At 72.1% G+C, this 17,460-nt stretch carries 20 protein-coding genes; 9 read left to right on the top strand and 11 right to left on the bottom strand.

Going from position 1 to position 17,460, the window contains the following annotated elements:
* Positions 1-13 precede the first annotated feature (13 nt).
* A complete protein-coding gene (locus BLV39_RS31435) occupies positions 14-823 on the top strand; it encodes an AAC(3) family N-acetyltransferase (RefSeq protein WP_090800246.1) in 810 nt (269 codons plus the stop codon).
* A gap of 4 nt (positions 824-827) precedes the next feature.
* Here the strand turns inward: BLV39_RS31435 and BLV39_RS31430 are convergent, their stop codons facing one another.
* The gene (locus BLV39_RS31430) at positions 828-1,343 is read right to left on the bottom strand and encodes a MarR family winged helix-turn-helix transcriptional regulator (RefSeq protein ID WP_090800245.1); all 516 of its coding nucleotides are present in this window, start codon (positions 1,341-1,343) and stop codon (positions 828-830) included.
* A gap of 82 nt (positions 1,344-1,425) precedes the next feature.
* Between BLV39_RS31430 and BLV39_RS31425 the strand changes: the two genes are divergently transcribed.
* Both BLV39_RS31425 and BLV39_RS31420 read left to right on the top strand, forming a co-directional pair.
* On the top strand, positions 1,426-2,850 hold the full coding sequence (locus BLV39_RS31425) for an MFS transporter (RefSeq protein ID WP_239083871.1): 1,425 nt from the start codon (positions 1,426-1,428) through the stop codon (positions 2,848-2,850).
* A 70-nt stretch (positions 2,851-2,920) separates the two neighbouring features.
* Positions 2,921-4,345: a CehA/McbA family metallohydrolase gene (locus BLV39_RS31420; protein WP_176985164.1), complete on the top strand. Its 1,425-nt coding sequence runs from the start codon at positions 2,921-2,923 to the stop codon at positions 4,343-4,345.
* 2 nt (positions 4,346-4,347) lie between these two features.
* Here BLV39_RS31420 and BLV39_RS31415 read toward each other — a convergent pair whose 3' ends face one another.
* From BLV39_RS31415 to BLV39_RS31395, 5 genes are all read right to left on the bottom strand, one after another.
* Positions 4,348-5,187 carry an SMI1/KNR4 family protein gene (locus tag BLV39_RS31415; protein WP_090800244.1) on the bottom strand — a complete coding sequence of 280 codons (840 nt, stop codon included), beginning with the start codon at positions 5,185-5,187 and terminating at the stop codon, positions 4,348-4,350.
* An 11-nt stretch (positions 5,188-5,198) separates the two neighbouring features.
* Positions 5,199-5,576: a hypothetical protein gene (locus BLV39_RS31410; protein ID WP_090800243.1), complete on the bottom strand. Its 378-nt coding sequence runs from the start codon at positions 5,574-5,576 to the stop codon at positions 5,199-5,201.
* The gene (locus tag BLV39_RS31405) at positions 5,576-5,794 is read right to left on the bottom strand and encodes a hypothetical protein (RefSeq protein WP_090800242.1); all 219 of its coding nucleotides are present in this window, start codon (positions 5,792-5,794) and stop codon (positions 5,576-5,578) included. The genes BLV39_RS31410 and BLV39_RS31405 overlap by 1 nt, the downstream gene beginning before the upstream one ends.
* 65 nt (positions 5,795-5,859) lie before the next feature.
* Positions 5,860-7,350, bottom strand: coding sequence for a S1 family peptidase (locus BLV39_RS31400; RefSeq protein WP_239083870.1), 1,491 nt, complete (start codon positions 7,348-7,350; stop codon positions 5,860-5,862).
* 78 nt (positions 7,351-7,428) lie between these two features.
* On the bottom strand, positions 7,429-8,409 hold the full coding sequence (locus BLV39_RS31395; protein WP_090800241.1) for a LysR family transcriptional regulator: 981 nt from the start codon (positions 8,407-8,409) through the stop codon (positions 7,429-7,431).
* A 143-nt stretch (positions 8,410-8,552) separates the two neighbouring features.
* Between BLV39_RS31395 and BLV39_RS31390 the strand changes: the two genes are divergently transcribed.
* The 5 genes from BLV39_RS31390 to BLV39_RS31370 all read left to right on the top strand — a co-directional run bounded on the left by BLV39_RS31390 (position 8,553) and on the right by BLV39_RS31370 (position 12,988).
* Positions 8,553-9,179, top strand: a complete 627-nt coding sequence (locus BLV39_RS31390; protein WP_090800240.1) for a DUF998 domain-containing protein — start codon at positions 8,553-8,555, stop codon at positions 9,177-9,179.
* A gap of 44 nt (positions 9,180-9,223) precedes the next feature.
* Positions 9,224-9,595 (top strand): YciI family protein, encoded by a 372-nt coding sequence (locus BLV39_RS31385; RefSeq protein WP_090800239.1) that lies wholly within the window; start codon positions 9,224-9,226, stop codon positions 9,593-9,595.
* Positions 9,596-9,621: 26 nt separating this feature from the next.
* Entirely contained in the window at positions 9,622-10,869 is a 1,248-nt protein-coding gene (locus tag BLV39_RS31380; RefSeq protein WP_090800238.1) for an RNA polymerase sigma factor, read from the top strand.
* Between the two features lie 64 nt (positions 10,870-10,933).
* Entirely contained in the window at positions 10,934-12,250 is a 1,317-nt protein-coding gene (locus tag BLV39_RS31375) for a M20/M25/M40 family metallo-hydrolase (protein ID WP_090800237.1), read from the top strand.
* A gap of 33 nt (positions 12,251-12,283) precedes the next feature.
* On the top strand, positions 12,284-12,988 hold the full coding sequence (locus BLV39_RS31370) for a hypothetical protein (RefSeq protein ID WP_239083869.1): 705 nt from the start codon (positions 12,284-12,286) through the stop codon (positions 12,986-12,988).
* A gap of 155 nt (positions 12,989-13,143) precedes the next feature.
* Here the strand turns inward: BLV39_RS31370 and BLV39_RS31365 are convergent, their stop codons facing one another.
* Both BLV39_RS31365 and BLV39_RS31360 read right to left on the bottom strand, forming a co-directional pair.
* Positions 13,144-13,335 (bottom strand): DUF5703 family protein, encoded by a 192-nt coding sequence (locus BLV39_RS31365; protein WP_090800236.1) that lies wholly within the window; start codon positions 13,333-13,335, stop codon positions 13,144-13,146.
* An 86-nt stretch (positions 13,336-13,421) separates the two neighbouring features.
* Positions 13,422-13,895, bottom strand: coding sequence for a GNAT family N-acetyltransferase (locus BLV39_RS31360; RefSeq protein ID WP_090800235.1), 474 nt, complete (start codon positions 13,893-13,895; stop codon positions 13,422-13,424).
* 69 nt (positions 13,896-13,964) lie between these two features.
* On the opposite strand from BLV39_RS31360, the gene mshC reads away from it, so the two are divergent.
* The gene (gene mshC, locus BLV39_RS31355; RefSeq protein ID WP_090800234.1) at positions 13,965-15,224 is read left to right on the top strand and encodes a cysteine--1-D-myo-inosityl 2-amino-2-deoxy-alpha-D-glucopyranoside ligase; all 1,260 of its coding nucleotides are present in this window, start codon (positions 13,965-13,967) and stop codon (positions 15,222-15,224) included.
* 4 nt (positions 15,225-15,228) lie between these two features.
* Here mshC and BLV39_RS31350 read toward each other — a convergent pair whose 3' ends face one another.
* The 3 genes from BLV39_RS31350 to BLV39_RS31340 all read right to left on the bottom strand — a co-directional run bounded on the left by BLV39_RS31350 (position 15,229) and on the right by BLV39_RS31340 (position 17,458).
* Positions 15,229-16,041: an SCO1664 family protein gene (locus BLV39_RS31350; protein ID WP_239083868.1), complete on the bottom strand. Its 813-nt coding sequence runs from the start codon at positions 16,039-16,041 to the stop codon at positions 15,229-15,231.
* Positions 16,042-16,054: 13 nt separating this feature from the next.
* Positions 16,055-16,660, bottom strand: coding sequence for a DUF3090 family protein (locus BLV39_RS31345; RefSeq protein ID WP_090800232.1), 606 nt, complete (start codon positions 16,658-16,660; stop codon positions 16,055-16,057).
* Positions 16,661-16,750: 90 nt separating this feature from the next.
* On the bottom strand, positions 16,751-17,458 hold the full coding sequence (locus tag BLV39_RS31340; RefSeq protein ID WP_204082874.1) for a histidine phosphatase family protein: 708 nt from the start codon (positions 17,456-17,458) through the stop codon (positions 16,751-16,753).
* Between the last annotated feature and the right edge of the window lie 2 nt (positions 17,459-17,460).

Raw genomic sequence — 17,460 nt, 5'->3', positions numbered from 1 at the left:
TACGCTGCCCCGCATGGACCAGCCCATGCCGCACACGGTTCAGTCGCTGGCTTCCGACCTGCGCGACCTCGGCCTCGCCTCGGGCGACGTCCTGCTGCTGCATTCGTCGAACCGGAGCCTCGGGTTCGTTGCCGGCGGCACCCAGGCGGTCGTCCAGGCGTTCCTCGAGGTGCTCGGCTCCGGCGGCACCCTGGTGGTGCCCACTCACACACCTGCGAATACGGACCCCGCGTCGTGGCAGCATCCGCCCGTCCCCGAGGCGTGGTGGCCGGTGATCCGGGAACAACCGCCCGGCTTCGATCCATTGTGTACGCCGAGCCGGTGGATGGGTGTGATCGCCGAGACCGTACGCACGTGGCCCGGCGCCCTGCGCAGCACACATCCGCAATATTCGTTCGCCGCTCTCGGCGGGAGCGCCACTGACATCGTCAAGGGCCACCGGCTGGACGACGGGTTGGGCGAGAGCTCACCGCTGGGCGCGGTCTACCGGCTCGGCGGCAAGGTCCTGTTGCTCGGCTGTGACCACAGCTCCAACACCTCGTTGCATCTCGCGGAATGGCGACAGGTGTCGGCGCCGCGCGCGGCCACAGGTTCGTCGGTCCGTCGGCCGGACGGCACGAGCGAATGGACGACGTGGGTCGACGTCGTCACGGACGAGAGCGACTTCGACCGGGTGGGTGCCGATTTCGAAGCCACCGGCGGTGCCGTGATCGCCCAGGTGGGCGGCGCGACGGCGCGGCTGATGTCGCAGGTTGTCCTCGTCGACTTCGCCACCGCGTGGATGGGCACCAACCGTGTCCCCGCGGACGACGTGAGCGGCTGAGCGGTCAGGCGGTCGGGGCGGGCCCTTCGACGGTGAGCAGCACCGCGCGCAGGTCTTCGGACAGGCGCCGCTGGAGGTCAGGGTCGATGGTCGCGAAGATCTCCTGCTCGGCCGCGTTGTTGGCGGCGATGACCTGCCAGTTGCGGTCGAGCCCGGCCGGCGTGATCGTGACGAGGACCTGGCGGCGGTCGTCGGGGGCCATCTCCCGGCGGACGTAGCCGTCGCGCTCGAGCCGGGCCACCCGGTTGGTGATCGCGCCCGAGGTGATCTGGGCGGCGTCGAGCAGGGCGCCCATGGTCAGAGTGCCGCCGCCGTTGCGGAGCGCGCAGAGGATCTCCAGCTCCCACAGCTCCATGCCCTGGGCGGCCAACTGCCGGCGGATCTCGGTGTCGATGCGGTGACTGGCCCGCCGAAGCCGCCAGGTGACCGCTTTGGCGTTGAGGTCGCGCTCGGGGTCGCGTTCGGCGATCACCTCGAGCAACCCGTCCACCCGGTCTCGGGGGGTCTGCGTGCTGGCCATGAGAGCAACGTTACATCAACGTTAAGAATCTTTGCCCGGTGATATCTTCACGTTGAGATAGTTAAGGTGAAGGGATCTTGCGGTGGCGACAGCAGTGCAGGCCAGGCTCCCCGGGACGGTCGGTGACCGTGGCGTCCGGTTGACCATCGCGCTCGCGGTCCTCGGCGTCTTCGTGACGTACGTGCCGATCACCGCGGTCAGCGTGTCTCTGACGACCATCGGCACCTCGACCGGTGGCTCGACCGCTGACCTGCAATGGGTCACCGACAGCTACATCATCCCGATGGCCGCGACGATCCTGTCCGCCGGAGTGTTCGGCGACCTGCACGGCCGCCGCCGGGTGTTCCTGACCGGCATGGCGATCACCGTGCTCGGCGCCGCGATCGCCATGGTGGCGGGGACCGTGGCCGGCGGCCTGCACCTGCTGTGGGTCGGCCAGGCGGTCACCGGTGCCGGCGCCGGGCTGCTGCTGCCGACCACGCTCGCCCTGATCGCCCACGCGGTCCCGGACCTGCGGGCCAGGGCACGGTACATCGCGCTGTGGGCGACCGGGCTCGTCCTCGGCCTGGCGGCCGGTCCGCTGATCTCAGGGACCATCCTCCGGTACGCCGGATGGGGCTGGATCTTCGTGCCGATCATCGCGCTGGCGCTGGTGGCCGGCCTGCTCGCCGCGCTGCGCCTGCCCGAGTCGAAGTCCCCGCAGGGCCGCCGCCTCGACTGGCCCGGCCAGATCACCGCGACCGTCGCGATCGCGGCGAGCATCTTCGGCGTGATCGAGGGTGGCCAGGCAGGCTGGGGCGCACCCACCACCATCGCGGGGCTGGTCGTCGGCGTGGCCGCGCTGGCCGTGTTCCTGCGCGTCGAGGCGCGGTCGACCTCGCCGATCCTGCAACTGTCGCTGTTCCGGTTGCCGGCATTCCGCGCCGCGAGCTTCTCCGCGTTGGCCGCCCTGTTCGCGATCGTCGGCGGGCTCTTCCTGCTCAGCCTGTTCTTCGGCGCCGGCCAGCACCTCTCGCCGCTGGAGATCGGCGTCCGGCTCCTCTTCGTCAACGGCGTCACCGCCGTCGCGAACCCGTTCGTCGGCCGCCTGCTGGCGCACCGGCAGCCGATCACCCTGTTGGCGGTCGGGCTCGGGCTGGGCGCCGTCGCGATGCTCCTGCTGACCGGGCTCGGCACGAACACCTCTTTCGTCGACGTCGCGTGGCGCCTGGCGATCCTCGGCGTCGCCGACGCGTTCATGCTCAGCGCTGTCGCCGTGGCCGCCATCCACGCCGTGCCGCACCACCTCGCCGGCATGGCCGCCGCCGCGAACACCGCGGTCCGGCAGTACGGCGGTGCGCTCGGCCCTGCCGTACTCGGCGTCATCCTCAGCAGTCGGATGGCCGGTGGCGCAAGCATGGTCTCCGCGTTGCACACCGCGCTGATCGTCAACGCCGTCGTGCTGCTGGTCGCGGCGGCTGTGTGCGTGGTGACGGTGACACGGCGGGCGCCGACGGCTTTGTCTTGACAAACTGTCAACCTCCGGGTGATCTTGGGTAGGCCGCCGGGGACCGCCCGGCGCTCGGAGGGGGACCCGCGTGGAGCTGGAGCCGGTGCGTTTCGGGCCTGACGACGTGACGCGGACCGTCTCCGGCACGATTCCCTACGGCGCGCCGGACTGGGTCTACCTGCCCGTCGAGATCCCCGACGGGGTCAACCGGATCACCGTCGTCTACCGCTACGACCGCCCGACCCCGCCGCCCGGACACGACGGCAACGCGCTGGACCTCGGCGTGTTCGACGCGCACGCCGGTTTCCGCGGCTGGTCGGGCGGCGCGCGGGACGGCTTCACCATCAGCGCTTCGGACGCAACACCGGGCTACTTGCCCGGACCGGTCCACGCCGGACGGTGGCACGTCCTCCTCGGTCCGTACGGCATCGTCCCGGACGGCCTGCCGTGGACAGTCACCGTGACGCTCGAGCGCGGCCCCGACGGACCGACCTTCGTGCCGAACCCGGCGCCGCACGAGGCCGCCGGCCGGGGCCGGGCGTGGTACCGCGGCGACATGCACCTCCACACCGTGCACTCCGACGGCCGGCGCGAGCCCGCCGAGCTGGCCGCCGACGCGCGAGCCGCCGGGCTCGACTACATCGTCTCGACCGAGCACAACACACCCAGCGCGCACGCCGTCTGGGGCGCCTACGCGGGACCCGACCTGCTGATCATCAACGGTACGGAGGTCACGACCCGCAACGGCCACTACGCGGTGCTCGGCCTGCCGGCGGGCACGTGGATCGACTGGCGCTACCGTGCGACCGACGGCGCTGTCTCCGCCTTTGTGAACGCCGCTCACAAGGTGGGCGCCCTGGCGGTCGCCAACCACCCGCTGGCCTCCTGCAAGGGCTGCGGCTGGAAGTTCGGGTACGAGGGCCTCGACGCCATCGAGGTGTGGAACGGGCCGTGGACCCCCGACGACGAGGCGACGCTCGGCAACTGGGACAACCAGTTGGTCAGCGGCGAGCGCTGGCTACCCGCGGTCGGCAACAGCGACGTGCACGGCACGGACCAGATCGTCGGCCTGCCGCAGAACGTCGTGCTCGCCGACCGCCTCGACCGGGATTCGATCGTGGCCGGCGTCCGCGCCGGCCACCTCTGGATCGCGGAGTCGGCCGCGGTGGACCTCGATTTCACGGCGAGCGCGGCCGGTCTCGCCACCGCGGCCGGTCTCGCCAGCGCGGACAGCGCGGACAGTGCGGCTGACGGGCGCTCCGCAGGCATTGGTGAGCGGCTCGACGTCGCGGAGGACACGGCGATCACGGTCATGCTCACCGTGCGCGGCGTGCCCGGCGGCGTCGTCCGGATCGTCACCGATCAGGGCCGGCGGTTGGTCACCCCCGTGCCCGCGACCGGCGTCGTGTCATGGACGACGACACCCCGCGCCTCCCGCTATGTGCGTGCGGAGGTCCGGCGCGGGGACACCATGGTCGCTCTCACCAACCCGATCTTCCTCGGCCGCAGGTGAGGTCAGGCGTCCGTCCAGGTCGGCGCGCCGAGGTGGGTCGTCGTCGACAGGACCGCACAACCCATTTCGGCCGCGGCGACGGTGATCACCGTGCGGGCCTCGGGTGCGTCCTCCGGCGGGATCGCGACCCGGATCTGGTGGCCGTAGGCCGTCTCGTAGGTCAGCAACCAGTCGCGGTCGACGGCCTTGAAATGGTCTTGCCGCTGCTGGCCGCCGTCGAAAGCGCCACGGTCGGCCGTCGGGGCCAGCGCCGCGCGGAGAATCCGCAGCCGCTCCTCGTGCGGGCGGTCCCCGTCGGACAACCGCACGTATACGTGGTCCCGGTCGCGGGAACCGTCGAACCTCGGGACAGCGTGAACCGTGCCGAGGCCGGGCACCGGAGCGCGCCCGCTGAGGTGACCGTGGAGCAGATCGACGGCGCCGAGGTCATAGCGGTCGCAGCGCAGGGCGAAGTCGAACACGACGACCGGCCAGGCGTCCGGATCGCCCTCGGTCAGCCAACAGAGCTGGACCCCGTTGCCGGTGCCGGCCCACGGGAGCAGACCGCCGGGCTCCGGGTGCAGGGGATAGGGAAAATCCTCGGGGAACTCGTCACGGGCGTCCGCGAACCTGCCGAGGAAATCGCCCGCCTGCCACACCAGGTTGGCGTGCGTGCCCGCATCGGTGAACGGGGTGAGCAGGCCGATGTCGGCGAACTGACCCGCGCCGTAGGCCGCGACCAGCGCACGGTAGTCGGCCGGCACAGCGACGCCCAGCAGTCGCTCGACCTCGGCCCAGTCGCCGTCAGCGTGGACCGGCCGGGAAGGCGGCGGGACGAGCCGAACAAGATCGTCGATCCCCATGGCCGGTCACTTTAACGGCGCAACCAACGTGGACCGTGCGCGGTGGCGCCCAGGGCGACCACCCGTCCCCGCAGCTCGCGGTCGGCGGTGACCACCACGACAGGACGGTCCTGCCCACGCGCGCGGACCACGTCCACTATGGCGTCGTCGCCCGACCCCGGCGCGGAGATCACCTCGACGCCCGGCACCGACCCGACCCCGCCGGCCTTGCCCTCGACCACCAGCACCAGCTCGACCGCAGACAGGTCGCCGATCGGATGGCCGGCGGCGACCGAGGCCCCGAGCTCGTCACGCAGCCGCGTGGCCGCAGCGGCCCGGTCGCGCCACCACCCGTCCGGCCGGGAGCCGATCACGTTGGCGACGTCGACCACCACCAGGGCAACCGCCACTAGGGCTCGTCGATGCTCGGTGCGCTCAGGCCGAACGCGACCAGCGCGTCCTGCCGCTCCGCGCGGACCTCTTCCTCGCGGGCCAGCAGGATCGTGAACTCGGCGATGTCGGCCGGGTCCGGCACCTCGGGCGCCCGGCGCAGGAACGCCTCGAGCTCGCGGGACGCCTCGGTGTGCGCGGCGGCGGCGCGGCGCGCGTTCTCACGATCGTCGGTCATGAACCGCAACCTACCTCGCCCGCCGGGCTGAACACGGCGGGCGAGGCAGGAACGCGCGGCGTTATTTACGGGTTGCTGTAGCCCAGCGAGTAGCTGCCGGAGCCGCTGTACGCGTGCACCCGGTAGCGGTAGTAGCCGGCGGTCCCGTTGTAGGACACCGTCTCGTCGGCCGCCGCCGTGATGCCCTGCGCCACGGTGACCCAGGTCGAGCCGCTGTACTTCTGGAGGTACAGGTCGTAGTCGGTGCCGGTCGGGCCGTCGAGGCAGGCGCGGTGGGTGCCGGACAGCGACGAGTAGTAGTAGCTGCCGTTCGGCTGGTAGACGCTGCCGCCGGAGGACAGCGAGCCGCTCACGGTGAACTCGTAGCCGGTGCAGCCGGTCGGCGGGTTCGGGTCACCGCCGCCCCCGGAGGTGCGCAGCGTCAGGCCGTACACCGAGAGGATCTCGTTGACCGGCTGGTAGTAGGTCGTGCCGCCGCTGGAGCAGTTGCCGGAGCCGCCGGAGGTGACGCCCTGGCCCTGCTGGCCGCTCATCCAGCCGCCGCCGGAGTCGCCGGGCTCGGCACACACGTTGGTCCTGGTCAGGCCGCTGACCGAGCCCTGCGAGTAGTTGACGGTCTGGTTCTTCGCGGAGATCGTGCCGCAGTGCCAGCCGGTGGTGGAGCCGGAGCGGCAGATGGCCGCGCCGACGGCCGCCTCGGTGGAGCCCGCCACGGTCACGTTGCCGCCGCTGTAGTTGTTGACCCACGGCTGCGGGGTCCAGTTGCTGTTGACCGACACCCACGCGTAGTCGTTGCCGGGGAACGAGGAGCCCTGGAACGTGCCCTGGGCGACCTGGTTGAAGCCCTGCGTCGAGGTGCCCGGGGTGCCGCAGTGGCCGGCGGTGACGAAGCCGCCGTTGACGGACAGGCCGACCGAGCAGCGTCCGCCGCCCATGTAGTAGGCGTCGCCGCCGCGTACGTCGTACAGCAGGCGGGGCGTCTCGAGAGAAGCGACCACCGCCACAGCGGCAGCGTCCGCGCCGCTGGCCGCGACGAACCGCGCGGCCGCGGCGGTGCCACCCTTCGCGAGCACGACGACGCGGTTGGTCGTGACATCGACATACCAGCCGGGTACGCGAGACGCGGGCGCCGAAGCCGCTGCGGCGTCGAGGCGGGCCTTGACCGCATCCAGCGCGGCTGAGCTGCGACTGACCACCTTGGCGGTAGCGCCGGCCGCGGTCACCTCGGCGACCCGCGCCGCGGAGGTCACGTTGACCACGAACGTGCCGGTACGAGTCACGTACGCGCCGCCGAACGCCCCGCCCAGGCTCTTGCGCAGGCGTAGCTCGGTGCGGCTGGCGGCGTCGTCCTTGGCGATCCGGACCTTGGCCTGGTCGGCGGTCAGGCCGAGGTCGCGCTGCATCGCGGCGAGCATCTCCGGCGAGGCAGCCTCAGCGGGAGCCGATGCGGGCGCGGGGGCCGGCGCTGGTGCGGCCATGGCCGGTGCGGCCACAGCGACGGTGATGCCGGCGGGCAGCAGGGTCGCCGCTGCCAGGCCGGCAAGGAATCTGTTCACGATGCACTCCTTCGGGGGCGAAAGAAAAGCACCGTCAACGTAGCGGCGAACCATCGATGGTGGTATATACCACCTGGCTCATACCGCTGGCTCGAACTCCGTGTTGGGCTGGGGGCCGAAGCCCGGATGCCGGCGCAGCCACGCCGTGTAGTCCGGGTTGCGGTCGATGATGTCGGCGTACGCGCCCGCGGCGTACTTGACCATCAGGTCGGCGAACCCGGCCGCCTGCGCGTCGGCGTGCCAGCCGAGCAGCAGCCGCCAGCGCAGCGGCGCACCCTTGATCGGCCGCGTGATCAGGCCGGGCACAGGTCGGAACGTGGCCTGGCAGAGCGCGATCGCCTCGCCGGCCTCGACCAGGTCGATGCTGCCCTTCAGGTCGGTCTCGTAGACCTTGCGCGGGGTGAAGCCGGACCGCGCGCACGCGGCCGCGAAGCAGTCGGCGAAGCAGCCGTCGCCGGGTGCCGCCACCCAGCGCTCCTCGCTCAGGTCGGCCAGGTCGATCTCGGCGCGGCCGGCCAGCGCGTGGCTCTCCGGCAGCAGCAGCCAGACGGGGTCGACCGCCACCACCCACCAGGCCAGGCCGAGCTCGGCGCTGGGCACGGCGTCGCCGCAGACACCGCACAGCGAGTAGTCCAGCCGTCCGGACAGGACCATCCGGGCCAGCTCGTCGACCGACCAGCTCGCGTGCGTGCTGATCTGCGCGGTGGGCTGGTCGGCCGTGAGGCGATGCACCAGCCGCCCGAGGATCGGGCTGTTGACCCCGCCGAGCCGGTAGCGGCTCAGCGCGTCGCCGCCGGCCAGCCGCGCCGCCTCGTCCTGGAGGCCCTTCATCGCCGGCAGCAGGACCCGGGCGCGGTCGAGCACCAGCTCGCCGAGCGCGGTCGGCCGGGCGCCGCGCCGGTCGCGTTCGAACAACGGGCCGCCGAGGGCCCGCTCGATCCGCTGGAGCTGGGCCGTGAGCGCGGGCTGGGCGAGTCCGAGCATGGAGGCGGCCTTGGTCACGCTGCCGGTCTCCGCGATGGCGGTGACCACCCTCAGATGCCGCAGCTCCAGGTTCATAGCGTGACGGTAGGACTCCGGGGCGATTCATCGGAAGACCTTGATGTTTCCTTTCAGAAAAAACCAGTCCATGTGTCGAATCCGGCGAAGCCCGTTCGAGCTACGGGTGAAGGGACCCGAACGGGCCCACGAAGGAGATCGACATGACCACCACGACCGCCTGCGCGACGCCCGCACTCGCGGAGCGGGTGACAAAGAGCCTGCTCGGGTACGGGGTGATCGCCGGACCGCTGTACGTCGGCGTCGCGCTCGCCCAGGCGTACACCCGGGAGGGTTTCGAACCGACCCGGCATGCGTGGAGCCTGCTCCAGAACGGCGACCTGGGTTGGATCCAGACCACGAACCTGATCGTTTCCGGTCTCATGGTCATCGCGGCGGCCGTCGGTGTCCGGCGCGCCGTCGGTCGTGGCGCCGTCCCGCTGGGTATCTACGGTGTGGGGATGGTCGTGGCCGGTCTGTTCCGTGCCGACCCGGGCCAGGGCTTCCCGCCGGGCTCCGAGGGCGGCACGATCAGTTGGCACGGCCTCGTCCACCTCGCGGCCGGCGGCGTCGGCTTCGTCGGCCTGGCCATCGCCTGCTTCCTGCTCGCCGGCCGGTCCGGTTTCCCGCTGCTCTCGCGGGCGGTCGGGGTGCTGTTCGTCGCGAGCTTCCTGGCCATGAACGCGAGCGGGGGCGCCGCCTGGGGAATCGTCACGTTCACGGCCGGCGTCCTGCTGGTGTCGGCGTGGCTGACCGCCGTCTCCGTCCGTCTCTACCGCTCTGTCGCCTGAAACCCGTTGTCGCCTGAACCCGCCGTTGCCTGAGGAGGCCTGTCATGCGTTATATCGCCCTGCTCACCGCCACCCGTCCGCACACCCCGCCGCCGCCGGAGCTGATGGAGGCGATCATGAAGCTCGGTGAGGACGCCACCAACTCCGGCGCCCTGGTCGACCAGGCCGGCCTCTCGCCCAGCGCGTTCGCCGCCCGGGTCGGGGTGGCCGGCGGCGAGCTCACCGTCACCGACGGGCCGTTCGCCGAGGCCAAGGAAGTGATCAGCTACGCGGTGTACGACGTGCGCGACAAGGCCGAGGCCGTCGAGTGGACCTCCCGCTTCATGCGCGTCCACCGCGACCTGTGGCCCGGCTGGGAGGGTGAGTCCCAGGTGCTCAAGGTGATGGGACCCGAGGACTTCGCACCGCCGGCCTGAGGCGGTCCGTGGCAGGATCGGCGGCGATGGGAGCCGCCGATCCTGCTCTGGTGCACCGCACGGTCGAGGCGGTGTGGCGGATCGAGGCCGCCCGGATCGTGGCGGTGCTCGCCCGGCTGACCGGCGACATCGGGCTCGCCGAGGAGCTTGCCCAGGACACGCTGGTGGTCGCGCTGGAGCAGTGGCCGCGCGACGGCGTACCCGATGATCCAGGTCCGTGGTTGCTCGCCACCGCACGGCACCGGGCGATCGACCAGATCCGCCGCCGGCAGAACTACGCGGCGAAGCTGCGGCTGGTCGCCGGTGGGGTCTCCGAGAGCCACGACGGTGGGTACGAGGCCGTGCTCGACGAGGGCCGGATCGGCGACGACCTGCTCCGCCTGATCTTCACCGTCTGTCATCCCGCGCTGCCGGCCGAGTCCCGGGTGGGTCTGACACTGCGCCTGCTGGGCGGGCTGACCACCGCGGAGATCGCCCGGGCGTTCCTGGTGCCAGAGCCGACCATGGCGGCCCGCCTGACCCGCGCCAAGAAGGCCCTCACGGGGGTGGAGTTCGGCCTCCCGCCCGCCGCGGAGCTGGCGCCCAGGCTCGCGTCGGTGCTGGCCACGGTCTACCTGATCTTCAACGAGGGGTACGCGGCCACGGGCGGCCCGGTCTGGGTCCGGCCGGAGCTCGCCGACGAGGCGGTGCGGCTCGGGCGGCTGTTGCAGGGGCTGCTGCCGCGCGAGCCCGAGGTGCACGGGCTGACCGCGCTGATGGAGCTCCAGGCGTCCCGGCTGCCGGCCCGGGTCGACCCGGACGGGCGGCCCGTGCTGCTGCCGGACCAGGACCGCCGGCGGTGGGACCGGCTGCTGATCCGGCGTGGGCTGGCCGCGTTGTCCCTTGCGGGCGACCTGGGTGGCGGGATCTACACGGTCGAGGCGGAGATCGCCGCCTGCCACGCCCGGGCCCGCTCCCACGCGGACACCGGCTGGGAGCGCGTCGCGGCCCTCTACGAGGTGCTGTTCCACCTGCGCCCGTCGCCGGTGCTGCGGGTCAACCAGGCGGTCGCGTACGGGATGGCCGGTGATCCCGCCCGTGGCCTGGCCCTGGTGGACGCGGCGGCGGGCGAGAAGTCGCTGCGCGACTATCCACAGCTACCGGCCGTCCGCGGTGACCTGCTGGCCCGCCTGGGCCGGGCCGACGAGGCGCGGGCGGAGTTCGCGCGGGCGGCGGCGCTGACGCGCAACGAGGCCGAACGATCACTGTTCGCGGCCCGCGCCGAGAGTGACTGATGTTATCCACAGGCGCGCGTGCCCGGTCGGCCGCGCCGGCCGCCGGACTGGTAAGAAAGAGCGCATGACCAGCCCCACCCCCGGAAGCGCCGACGAGGTCGTCGACCTGTGCCGTGATCTGATCCGGATCGACACCACCAACACCGGCGACAACGCCACCTCGGCGGGGGAGCGGGTGGCCGCCGAATACGTCGCGGAGAAGCTGGCCGAGGTCGGTGTGGATGCCGAGCTACGCGAGTCCGCGCCCGGCCGGACCAGCCTGATCGCCCGCATCCCCGGCACCGACCCGTCCCGGGGCGCGCTGCTCGTGCACGGCCACCTCGACGTCGTGCCGGCCGACCCGCAGGAGTGGTCCGTCGACCCGTTCGGCGGTGAGATCCGCGACGGCTACCTGTGGGGCCGCGGCGCCGTCGACATGAAGGACTTCGACGCGATGGTCCTCGCGGTGATCCGCGACTGGCAGCGCACCGGCGTCCGGCCGCCCCGTGACCTGGTGCTCGCGTTCACCGCCGACGAGGAGGCCGGCGGCGACTACGGCGCGCACTTCCTGGTCGACAACCACGCCGACCTGCTGGAGGGCTGCACCGAGGCGATCGGCGAGGTCGGCGGGTTCTCCTTCACGGTCTCCGAGGACCTGCGGCTCTACCTCGTGCAGACCGCCGAGAAGGGCATCCAGTGGCTGCGGGCGACCGCGCACGGCCGCCCCGGTCACGGCTCGATGATCCACGACGACAACGCGGTCACCGCGCTGGCCGAGGCGGTCGCCCGGGTCGGCCGCCATCGGTTCCCGACCATCCTCACGGACACCGCCACGACGTTCCTGGCCGAGATCTCCCAGCTGCTCGGCATCGAGTTCGACCCGGCCGACCCCGAGGCGACGATCTCGAAGCTCGGCCCGATCGCCGGTTTCGTCGGCGCCACGGTGCGCAACACGGCCAACCCGACCCGGCTCGACGCGGGCTACAAGGAAAACGTGGTGCCGAGCCGGGCACACGCCACGCTCGACTGCCGCACCCTCCCCGGCCAGTCCGAGGCGTTCCTCGCCGAGATCCGCGACCTGCTCGGCCCCGACATCGACATCGCGCACATCCAGCGGCAGCCGGCCGTCGAGACGACCTTCGACGGCCCGCTGGTCGAGGCGATGTCGGCCGCGCTGCTGGCCGAAGACCCGGGCGCCAAGGCCGTGCCCTACATGCTCTCCGGCGGCACCGACGCCAAGGCCTGGCAGCGCCTGGGCATCCGGTGCTTCGGCTTCGCGCCGCTGCGGCTCCCGCCGGACCTCGACTTCGCCAACCTTTTCCACGGCATCGACGAGCGGGTGCCGGTCGAGGGCCTACGCTTCGGCGCGCGCGTGCTCGACCGTTTCCTCCGCACCAGCTGACGGCACTTCACTCTCTCCGAGGATGGTTTCACCATGACCGACGACCACGCTTCCCTCGACGCCGCGCTGGAGGAGGTCATCGCCGCCTCGCGCACGCACCTGGCCGCGGTGAAGGCCGCTGACGGCCGCGTCGACGACGACGACGTGTGGCAGGCCTACGTGACGCTCAACAACGCGTCATACCACTACGACGAGCTGCTGCTGGAGGCGTTCGGCGAGGTCACACCGTGGGACGTCGAGTCCATCGACCCCGACGAGGTCGAGGGCGCCCTCGGCGGCGTGACCATCGAGGGCGACGAGGCCAAGGACGCCCACCCGCACGTCATCTCGGTCCGGCAGCGCCGCGACTACCGCGTGCCCAGCGTGGTGGCCCTGGTCCGCCGTGCCGAGGAGGCCCGCGCCGAGGCCGGCCCGGACGAGGCCGGCGGCCCGGTCGAGACGGTGGGCGAGGCGGTGCTGGAGCTGCTCCAGGCGGGCGACGGATCGCTGAGCGCGCTCGACGTGCCCGAGCTCGAGCCCCTCGACGGGGTCGTGATGGTCAGTGAGGTCAACACGGCCCTCGAGCTGGAGAGCTACGACGAGCACGACGGCGCCGGCCCGTTCGCACCCGCAGGCACCGACCGCCTGGTCGGCCGCCTCGACGAGCACCCGTTCCTGCCCGGTGACCTCGACGGCGCGCTGCCGGAGGAGGACGAGGACGAGGTGGACGAGGAAGACGACAACCCCCGCACCGCCTGACGCCTGACGCCGCCGACCCCCGCTCCCGCGACCTTGGGGCCGGGGGTCGGCGGTTTCCTGGCACAACTGGATCGCCGGACGGCCTCCGCGCCGTCCGGGCGTCTTGGCACCAGCCCGCCTGGGCGCCGGCCGCGAACGGCCGACGGACCGGTCCGCTAGTAGCTGAGGCCCGGCTGCGTCGTGTTCACCAGGCGGCGGCGCAGCATCACCTGCCGCGTGCCGTCCCGGAACAGGCGCACCCGGGCCAGTTCCCAGCCGGAGAACTCCGCCTGGATCGCGAGTTGCGCCTCTGCGGTCGGCCGGTCGACATTCGGTGGCAACCGCAGGGGCGCGTATTCGTAGTCCATGGCACCTATCCTGCCCACTCTCCGTGGGCCCGCACCAGCCCTTCCCCCAACCAGCTAACAGCCCGTTTCGGGGTCCGAACCACCCGTCACTCGAGGCGCAGGATCGTCTCTTCGATCTCGGCCTGGCGGGCGTTGGCCCACGAGATCTCGGTGCCGATCTCCTGGAATCCGGCCCGGCGCAGCACGGTCAATGAGCCGATATTGTCGCTGGCGGCCCGGGCGTACAGGGGCCGGTGGGTGAACTCGTCGAGAAAAGCGGCGAGGGCCCGGCCGGCGATGCCCTGGCCCCAGAGCGCCCGCTCGATCCAGTAGGTCACGTCCGTCTCGCCGTCCTCGACGAAGCTGGCGATGCTGCCCACCACGGCCCCGGCACGGGTGATCGTCCGCATGACCACCGTCGGCAGCCCTAGGATCCGGGCCATCTTGGCGTCGTACGCGGCGCGGTCGTCGGGGTCCTCGGGCGTGAACGCCGCCATCCGGACCGACTCCGGGTCCCGCATCTGGGCGAAGAACACGTCGAGATCCTCGGCCGACACCGGCCGTAACGCCACCTCTGTCACGCTGTCACCACCTGATCTTGGATAGCCGCCCGACGCGATCACCCTAGATCCGATGGTTAGGCTGGCGGAATGCAGTCTTGGACCGGGCACGATGTGCCGCGGCTGCCGGGCACCGGCCAGCCTCTCGTGTTGTTCGACTCGGCGTTGCAGAGCGCACACCAGACGAGCCCGGACCGGGAGACCGGGGCCACGATGTACGTCTGCGGGATCACCCCCTACGACGCCACCCACCTCGGCCACGCCGCCACCATGATCACCTTTGACCTGGTGCAGCGGGCCTGGCTCGACGCCGGCTTCCCTGTCCGATACGTCCAGAACGTGACTGACATCGACGATCCGCTCCTCGAGCGGGCCGAGCGCGACGGCGAGGACTGGGTCGTGCTGGCCATGCGCGAGACAGCGCTGTTCCGCGAGGACATGGAAGCCCTCCGGATGATCCCGCCGGCGCACTACGTCGGTGCCGTCGAGTCGATCCCGGCCATCGCCGACAACGTCGTCCAGCTCCTGTCCGACGGCGCCGCGTACGTGCTCGACGACGGCACCGGCGACGTCTACTTCGACATCTCCACCACGCCGAACTTCGGCTACGAGTCCAACCTCAGCCGCGCCGAGATGCTGGTGCTGGCCGCCGAGCGCGGTGGCGACCCCGAGCGCCCGGGCAAGCGCGACCCGCTCGACCCGCTGCTCTGGCGCGGCGCCCGCGACGGCGAGCCGGCCTGGCCCGGCGGCCAGCTCGGCCCCGGCCGCCCCGGCTGGCACATCGAGTGCGCGGTCATCGCCCTCGGCCTGCTCGGCGACACGATCGACGTCCAGGGCGGCGGCAACGACCTGCTCTTCCCGCACCACGAGTGCTCCGCGGCCCACGCCGAGAAGCTCACCGGGCAGCAGCCGTTCGCGTCGCACTACGTACACGCGGGCATGATCGGTCTCGACGGCGAGAAGATGTCGAAGTCCCGGGGCAACCTGGTCTTCGTCTCCCGCCTGCGGGCCGACCACGTCGACCCGATGGCGCTGCGGCTGGCGCTGATCGCCGACCACTACCGCGGCGACCGCACCTGGAACGACGACCTGCTCAAGACCGCGCAGGAGCGGCTGGCCCGCTGGCGCTCGGCCGCGTCGGCCACCGCGGGCCCGTCGGGCGCCGACCTGCTGGCGGGGGTACGCAGCCGCGTCGCCAACGACCTCGACACCCCCGGCGCGCTGGCCCTGGTCGACGCCTGGGCGGACGCGACCCTGGCGGGCGCCGGGGACGACCCGGACGCGCCGAAGCTGATGGCACACACAGTGGACGCCCTGCTGGGCATCACTTTGGAGCAGACGGCGATCTGAGGAACTACATCGGAGGCCAGGGCACCGACGGCCAGTCGGTGCCCGGCTCCGGGAAGCTCGCGCTCTCCAGCAGTCGGCGCACCCGGCCACGGACCCGGGCCACCTCGGCGCCGGTCAGGTGTTCGCGGAGCGCGCCACCGAGTGAGTTGCGCAGGTCGCCGGTCAGCCGGCCCAGCACGTCGACCGCGTCGTCGGGGAGCCCCCCGCCCGTCCAGCCCCAGAGCACCGTGCGCAGCTTCGGCTCGACGTTGAAGGTCACGCCGTGGTCGACGCCGTAGACCCGGTCGTCGGCGCCGATCAGCACGTGGCCGCCCTTGCGGTCGGCATTGTTGATCACAATGTCCAGGACCGCCAGCCGGGCCAGTCGGGGATCGTCGGCGTGCGCCAGCGAGTACGGGTTTCCGTCCTCGTCCTGCGCCGACGCGATCCGCTTCCAGCCGGTCGGTAGCTGGCTGGCCGGCACGAAACCGACCAGCGGCTGGGCGGCCTCGGGCTCGTCGATCCAGAGTTGGCACATGCCGGGCCCGAGCGGGCCCTCCTCGCGCAGCAGGGTGGGCGGCACCAGGTCCCAGCCGCTGGCCGCGGACACCAGGTAGGCGCTGACCTCCCGGCCGGCCAGGGTGCCGTCGGGGAAGTCCCACAGCGGGCGCTCGCCGCTGATCGGCTTGTAGACGCAGCGCACGGTGACCCCGTCGAGCGACACGAACGCCCGCAGCGTCGTGTTGGAGGCGTCGACCAGCCGGCCCTCGAGCTCGAGCTCGCCCGAGCGCAGGAGAGTCAGCGCGTCGTGCTCGGACAGCCGGGACGGAGATTGCACCGGCGCGGCACCGTCACCGGTGATAGCCATTGTGGCGCGGGCAGAGGTGTCCGCGGGGGTCGAGCGGCTGGCCGCAGAGCGGGCAGGGCGGGCGGCCGGCGGCGACGACACGCTTGGCGCGGCTGATGAACTCGCGGGTGGCCTGGGGCGTCAACCGGACACGGAGCCGGTCGAGGTCGTCGTCGGGCTCGTCGTCTTCGTCTTCGTCGTCCTCGACCGTCTCGGCCTCGGTCTCAGTCTCGTCGACGGCCTCGAGCTCGCCCTCGCCGGCGGCGATCGCCTCGATCACCACGGTCGCGGTGTCGACGTCGAAGGCCAGGCCCAGCGTGCCGACCCGGAACTCCTCGTCGACGGGGCTCTCCAGCGGCTCGTTGTCGGAGGCGGCCACGATGGGCTCCTCGGGCGGCAGCTCCAGGTCGACGCCGAACCGGCGGGCCGCCTCGGTCAGCAGCTCCTCGAGCTTCTCGGCCAGCAGCGAGACCTGGACCTTTTCCAGCGCGACGCTGACCACGCGACCGCCACCGCGCGCCTGCAGGAAGAAGCTGCGCTCGCCGGGCGGCCCCACGGTTCCAGCCACGAACCGCTCCGGCGGCTCGAACGCGTGCACCTGGTGGGTCATAACAAGACCCTATCCGCCCACGCGTACGCACGCGTAGCGCACTGCCTCGAATGTGGGGAGCGGATCAGGGGCGTTCGCCCAGAGCGAATTTCAGGTCGTGCCGGCACCGCCGCCGACGACCGCGTCCGACGAGGTCGCGGCCGTTTTGCGGGGCCTCCGGCGGCGTTTCGGCGGCACCAGCCCGGCCAGGTCGCCACCGGTGTCGTTGAGGCGCATCAGGAACGGGCGGGTGGGTGTGTAACGGATCACGGTGACCGACGCCGGGTCGGCCACGATCCGCTGGAACTGGTCGAGATGCAGCCCCAGCGCGTCGGCCACGATCGCCTTGATGATGTCGCCGTGCGTGCAGGCCAGCCAGAGCGCGTCCGCGCCGTGGGTCGCGGTGACCGACCGGTCCCAGTGGCGGACCGCGCCGACCGCGCGGGCCGACATCGCCGCCATCGCCTCACCGCCGGGGAACACCGCCGCCGACGGGTGCACCTGGACGACCGGCCACAGCGGATCCTTGGCCAGCTTCTTGAGAGGCTGACCCTCCCACTCGCCGTAGCCGCACTCGATCAGCCCGTCCTCCACGCTCGGCGCGGAGTCCGGCACGGCCAGCTCCAGGGTCTGCCGGCAGCGGATCAGCGGGCTGCTGACCACCTCGGCCAGCGGCAGCGCGCGCAGGCGCGCGCCCACCGCGACCGCCTGGGCCCGGCCGGTCTCGTCGAGCTCGACCGGCTGCCGGCCGGCCAGGCCGCCGTCCGCGTTGGCCGTCGTGCGGCCGTGCCGCAGAAGGAGGAGGGTCGCCACGCGCACAA

Source organism: Asanoa ishikariensis, from assembly GCF_900107455.1.
GTDB lineage: Bacteria > Actinomycetota > Actinomycetes > Mycobacteriales > Micromonosporaceae > Asanoa > Asanoa ishikariensis.
Note: the sequence above shows the minus strand (reverse complement) of the source record. Positions and strands in the feature narration are given on the sequence as shown.

Excerpts from the sequence above, each read along its gene's own strand:
- BLV39_RS31435 (WP_090800246.1), top strand. The coding sequence starts at position 14 with ATGGACCAGCCCATGCCGCACACGGTTCAGTCGCTGGCTTCCGACCTG.
- BLV39_RS31430 (WP_090800245.1), bottom strand. The coding sequence starts at position 1,343 with ATGGCCAGCACGCAGACCCCCCGAGACCGGGTGGACGGGTTGCTCGAG.
- BLV39_RS31415 (WP_090800244.1), bottom strand. The coding sequence starts at position 5,187 with ATGGGGATCGACGATCTTGTTCGGCTCGTCCCGCCGCCTTCCCGGCCG.
- BLV39_RS31405 (WP_090800242.1), bottom strand. The coding sequence starts at position 5,794 with ATGACCGACGATCGTGAGAACGCGCGCCGCGCCGCCGCCGCGCACACC.
- BLV39_RS31395 (WP_090800241.1), bottom strand. The coding sequence starts at position 8,409 with ATGAACCTGGAGCTGCGGCATCTGAGGGTGGTCACCGCCATCGCGGAG.
- BLV39_RS31390 (WP_090800240.1), top strand. The coding sequence starts at position 8,553 with ATGACCACCACGACCGCCTGCGCGACGCCCGCACTCGCGGAGCGGGTG.
- BLV39_RS31385 (WP_090800239.1), top strand. The coding sequence starts at position 9,224 with ATGCGTTATATCGCCCTGCTCACCGCCACCCGTCCGCACACCCCGCCG.
- BLV39_RS31380 (WP_090800238.1), top strand. The coding sequence starts at position 9,622 with ATGGGAGCCGCCGATCCTGCTCTGGTGCACCGCACGGTCGAGGCGGTG.
- BLV39_RS31375 (WP_090800237.1), top strand. The coding sequence starts at position 10,934 with ATGACCAGCCCCACCCCCGGAAGCGCCGACGAGGTCGTCGACCTGTGC.
- BLV39_RS31370 (WP_239083869.1), top strand. The coding sequence starts at position 12,284 with ATGACCGACGACCACGCTTCCCTCGACGCCGCGCTGGAGGAGGTCATC.
- BLV39_RS31365 (WP_090800236.1), bottom strand. The coding sequence starts at position 13,335 with ATGGACTACGAATACGCGCCCCTGCGGTTGCCACCGAATGTCGACCGG.
- mshC (WP_090800234.1), top strand. The coding sequence starts at position 13,965 with ATGCAGTCTTGGACCGGGCACGATGTGCCGCGGCTGCCGGGCACCGGC.
- BLV39_RS31345 (WP_090800232.1), bottom strand. The coding sequence starts at position 16,660 with ATGACCCACCAGGTGCACGCGTTCGAGCCGCCGGAGCGGTTCGTGGCT.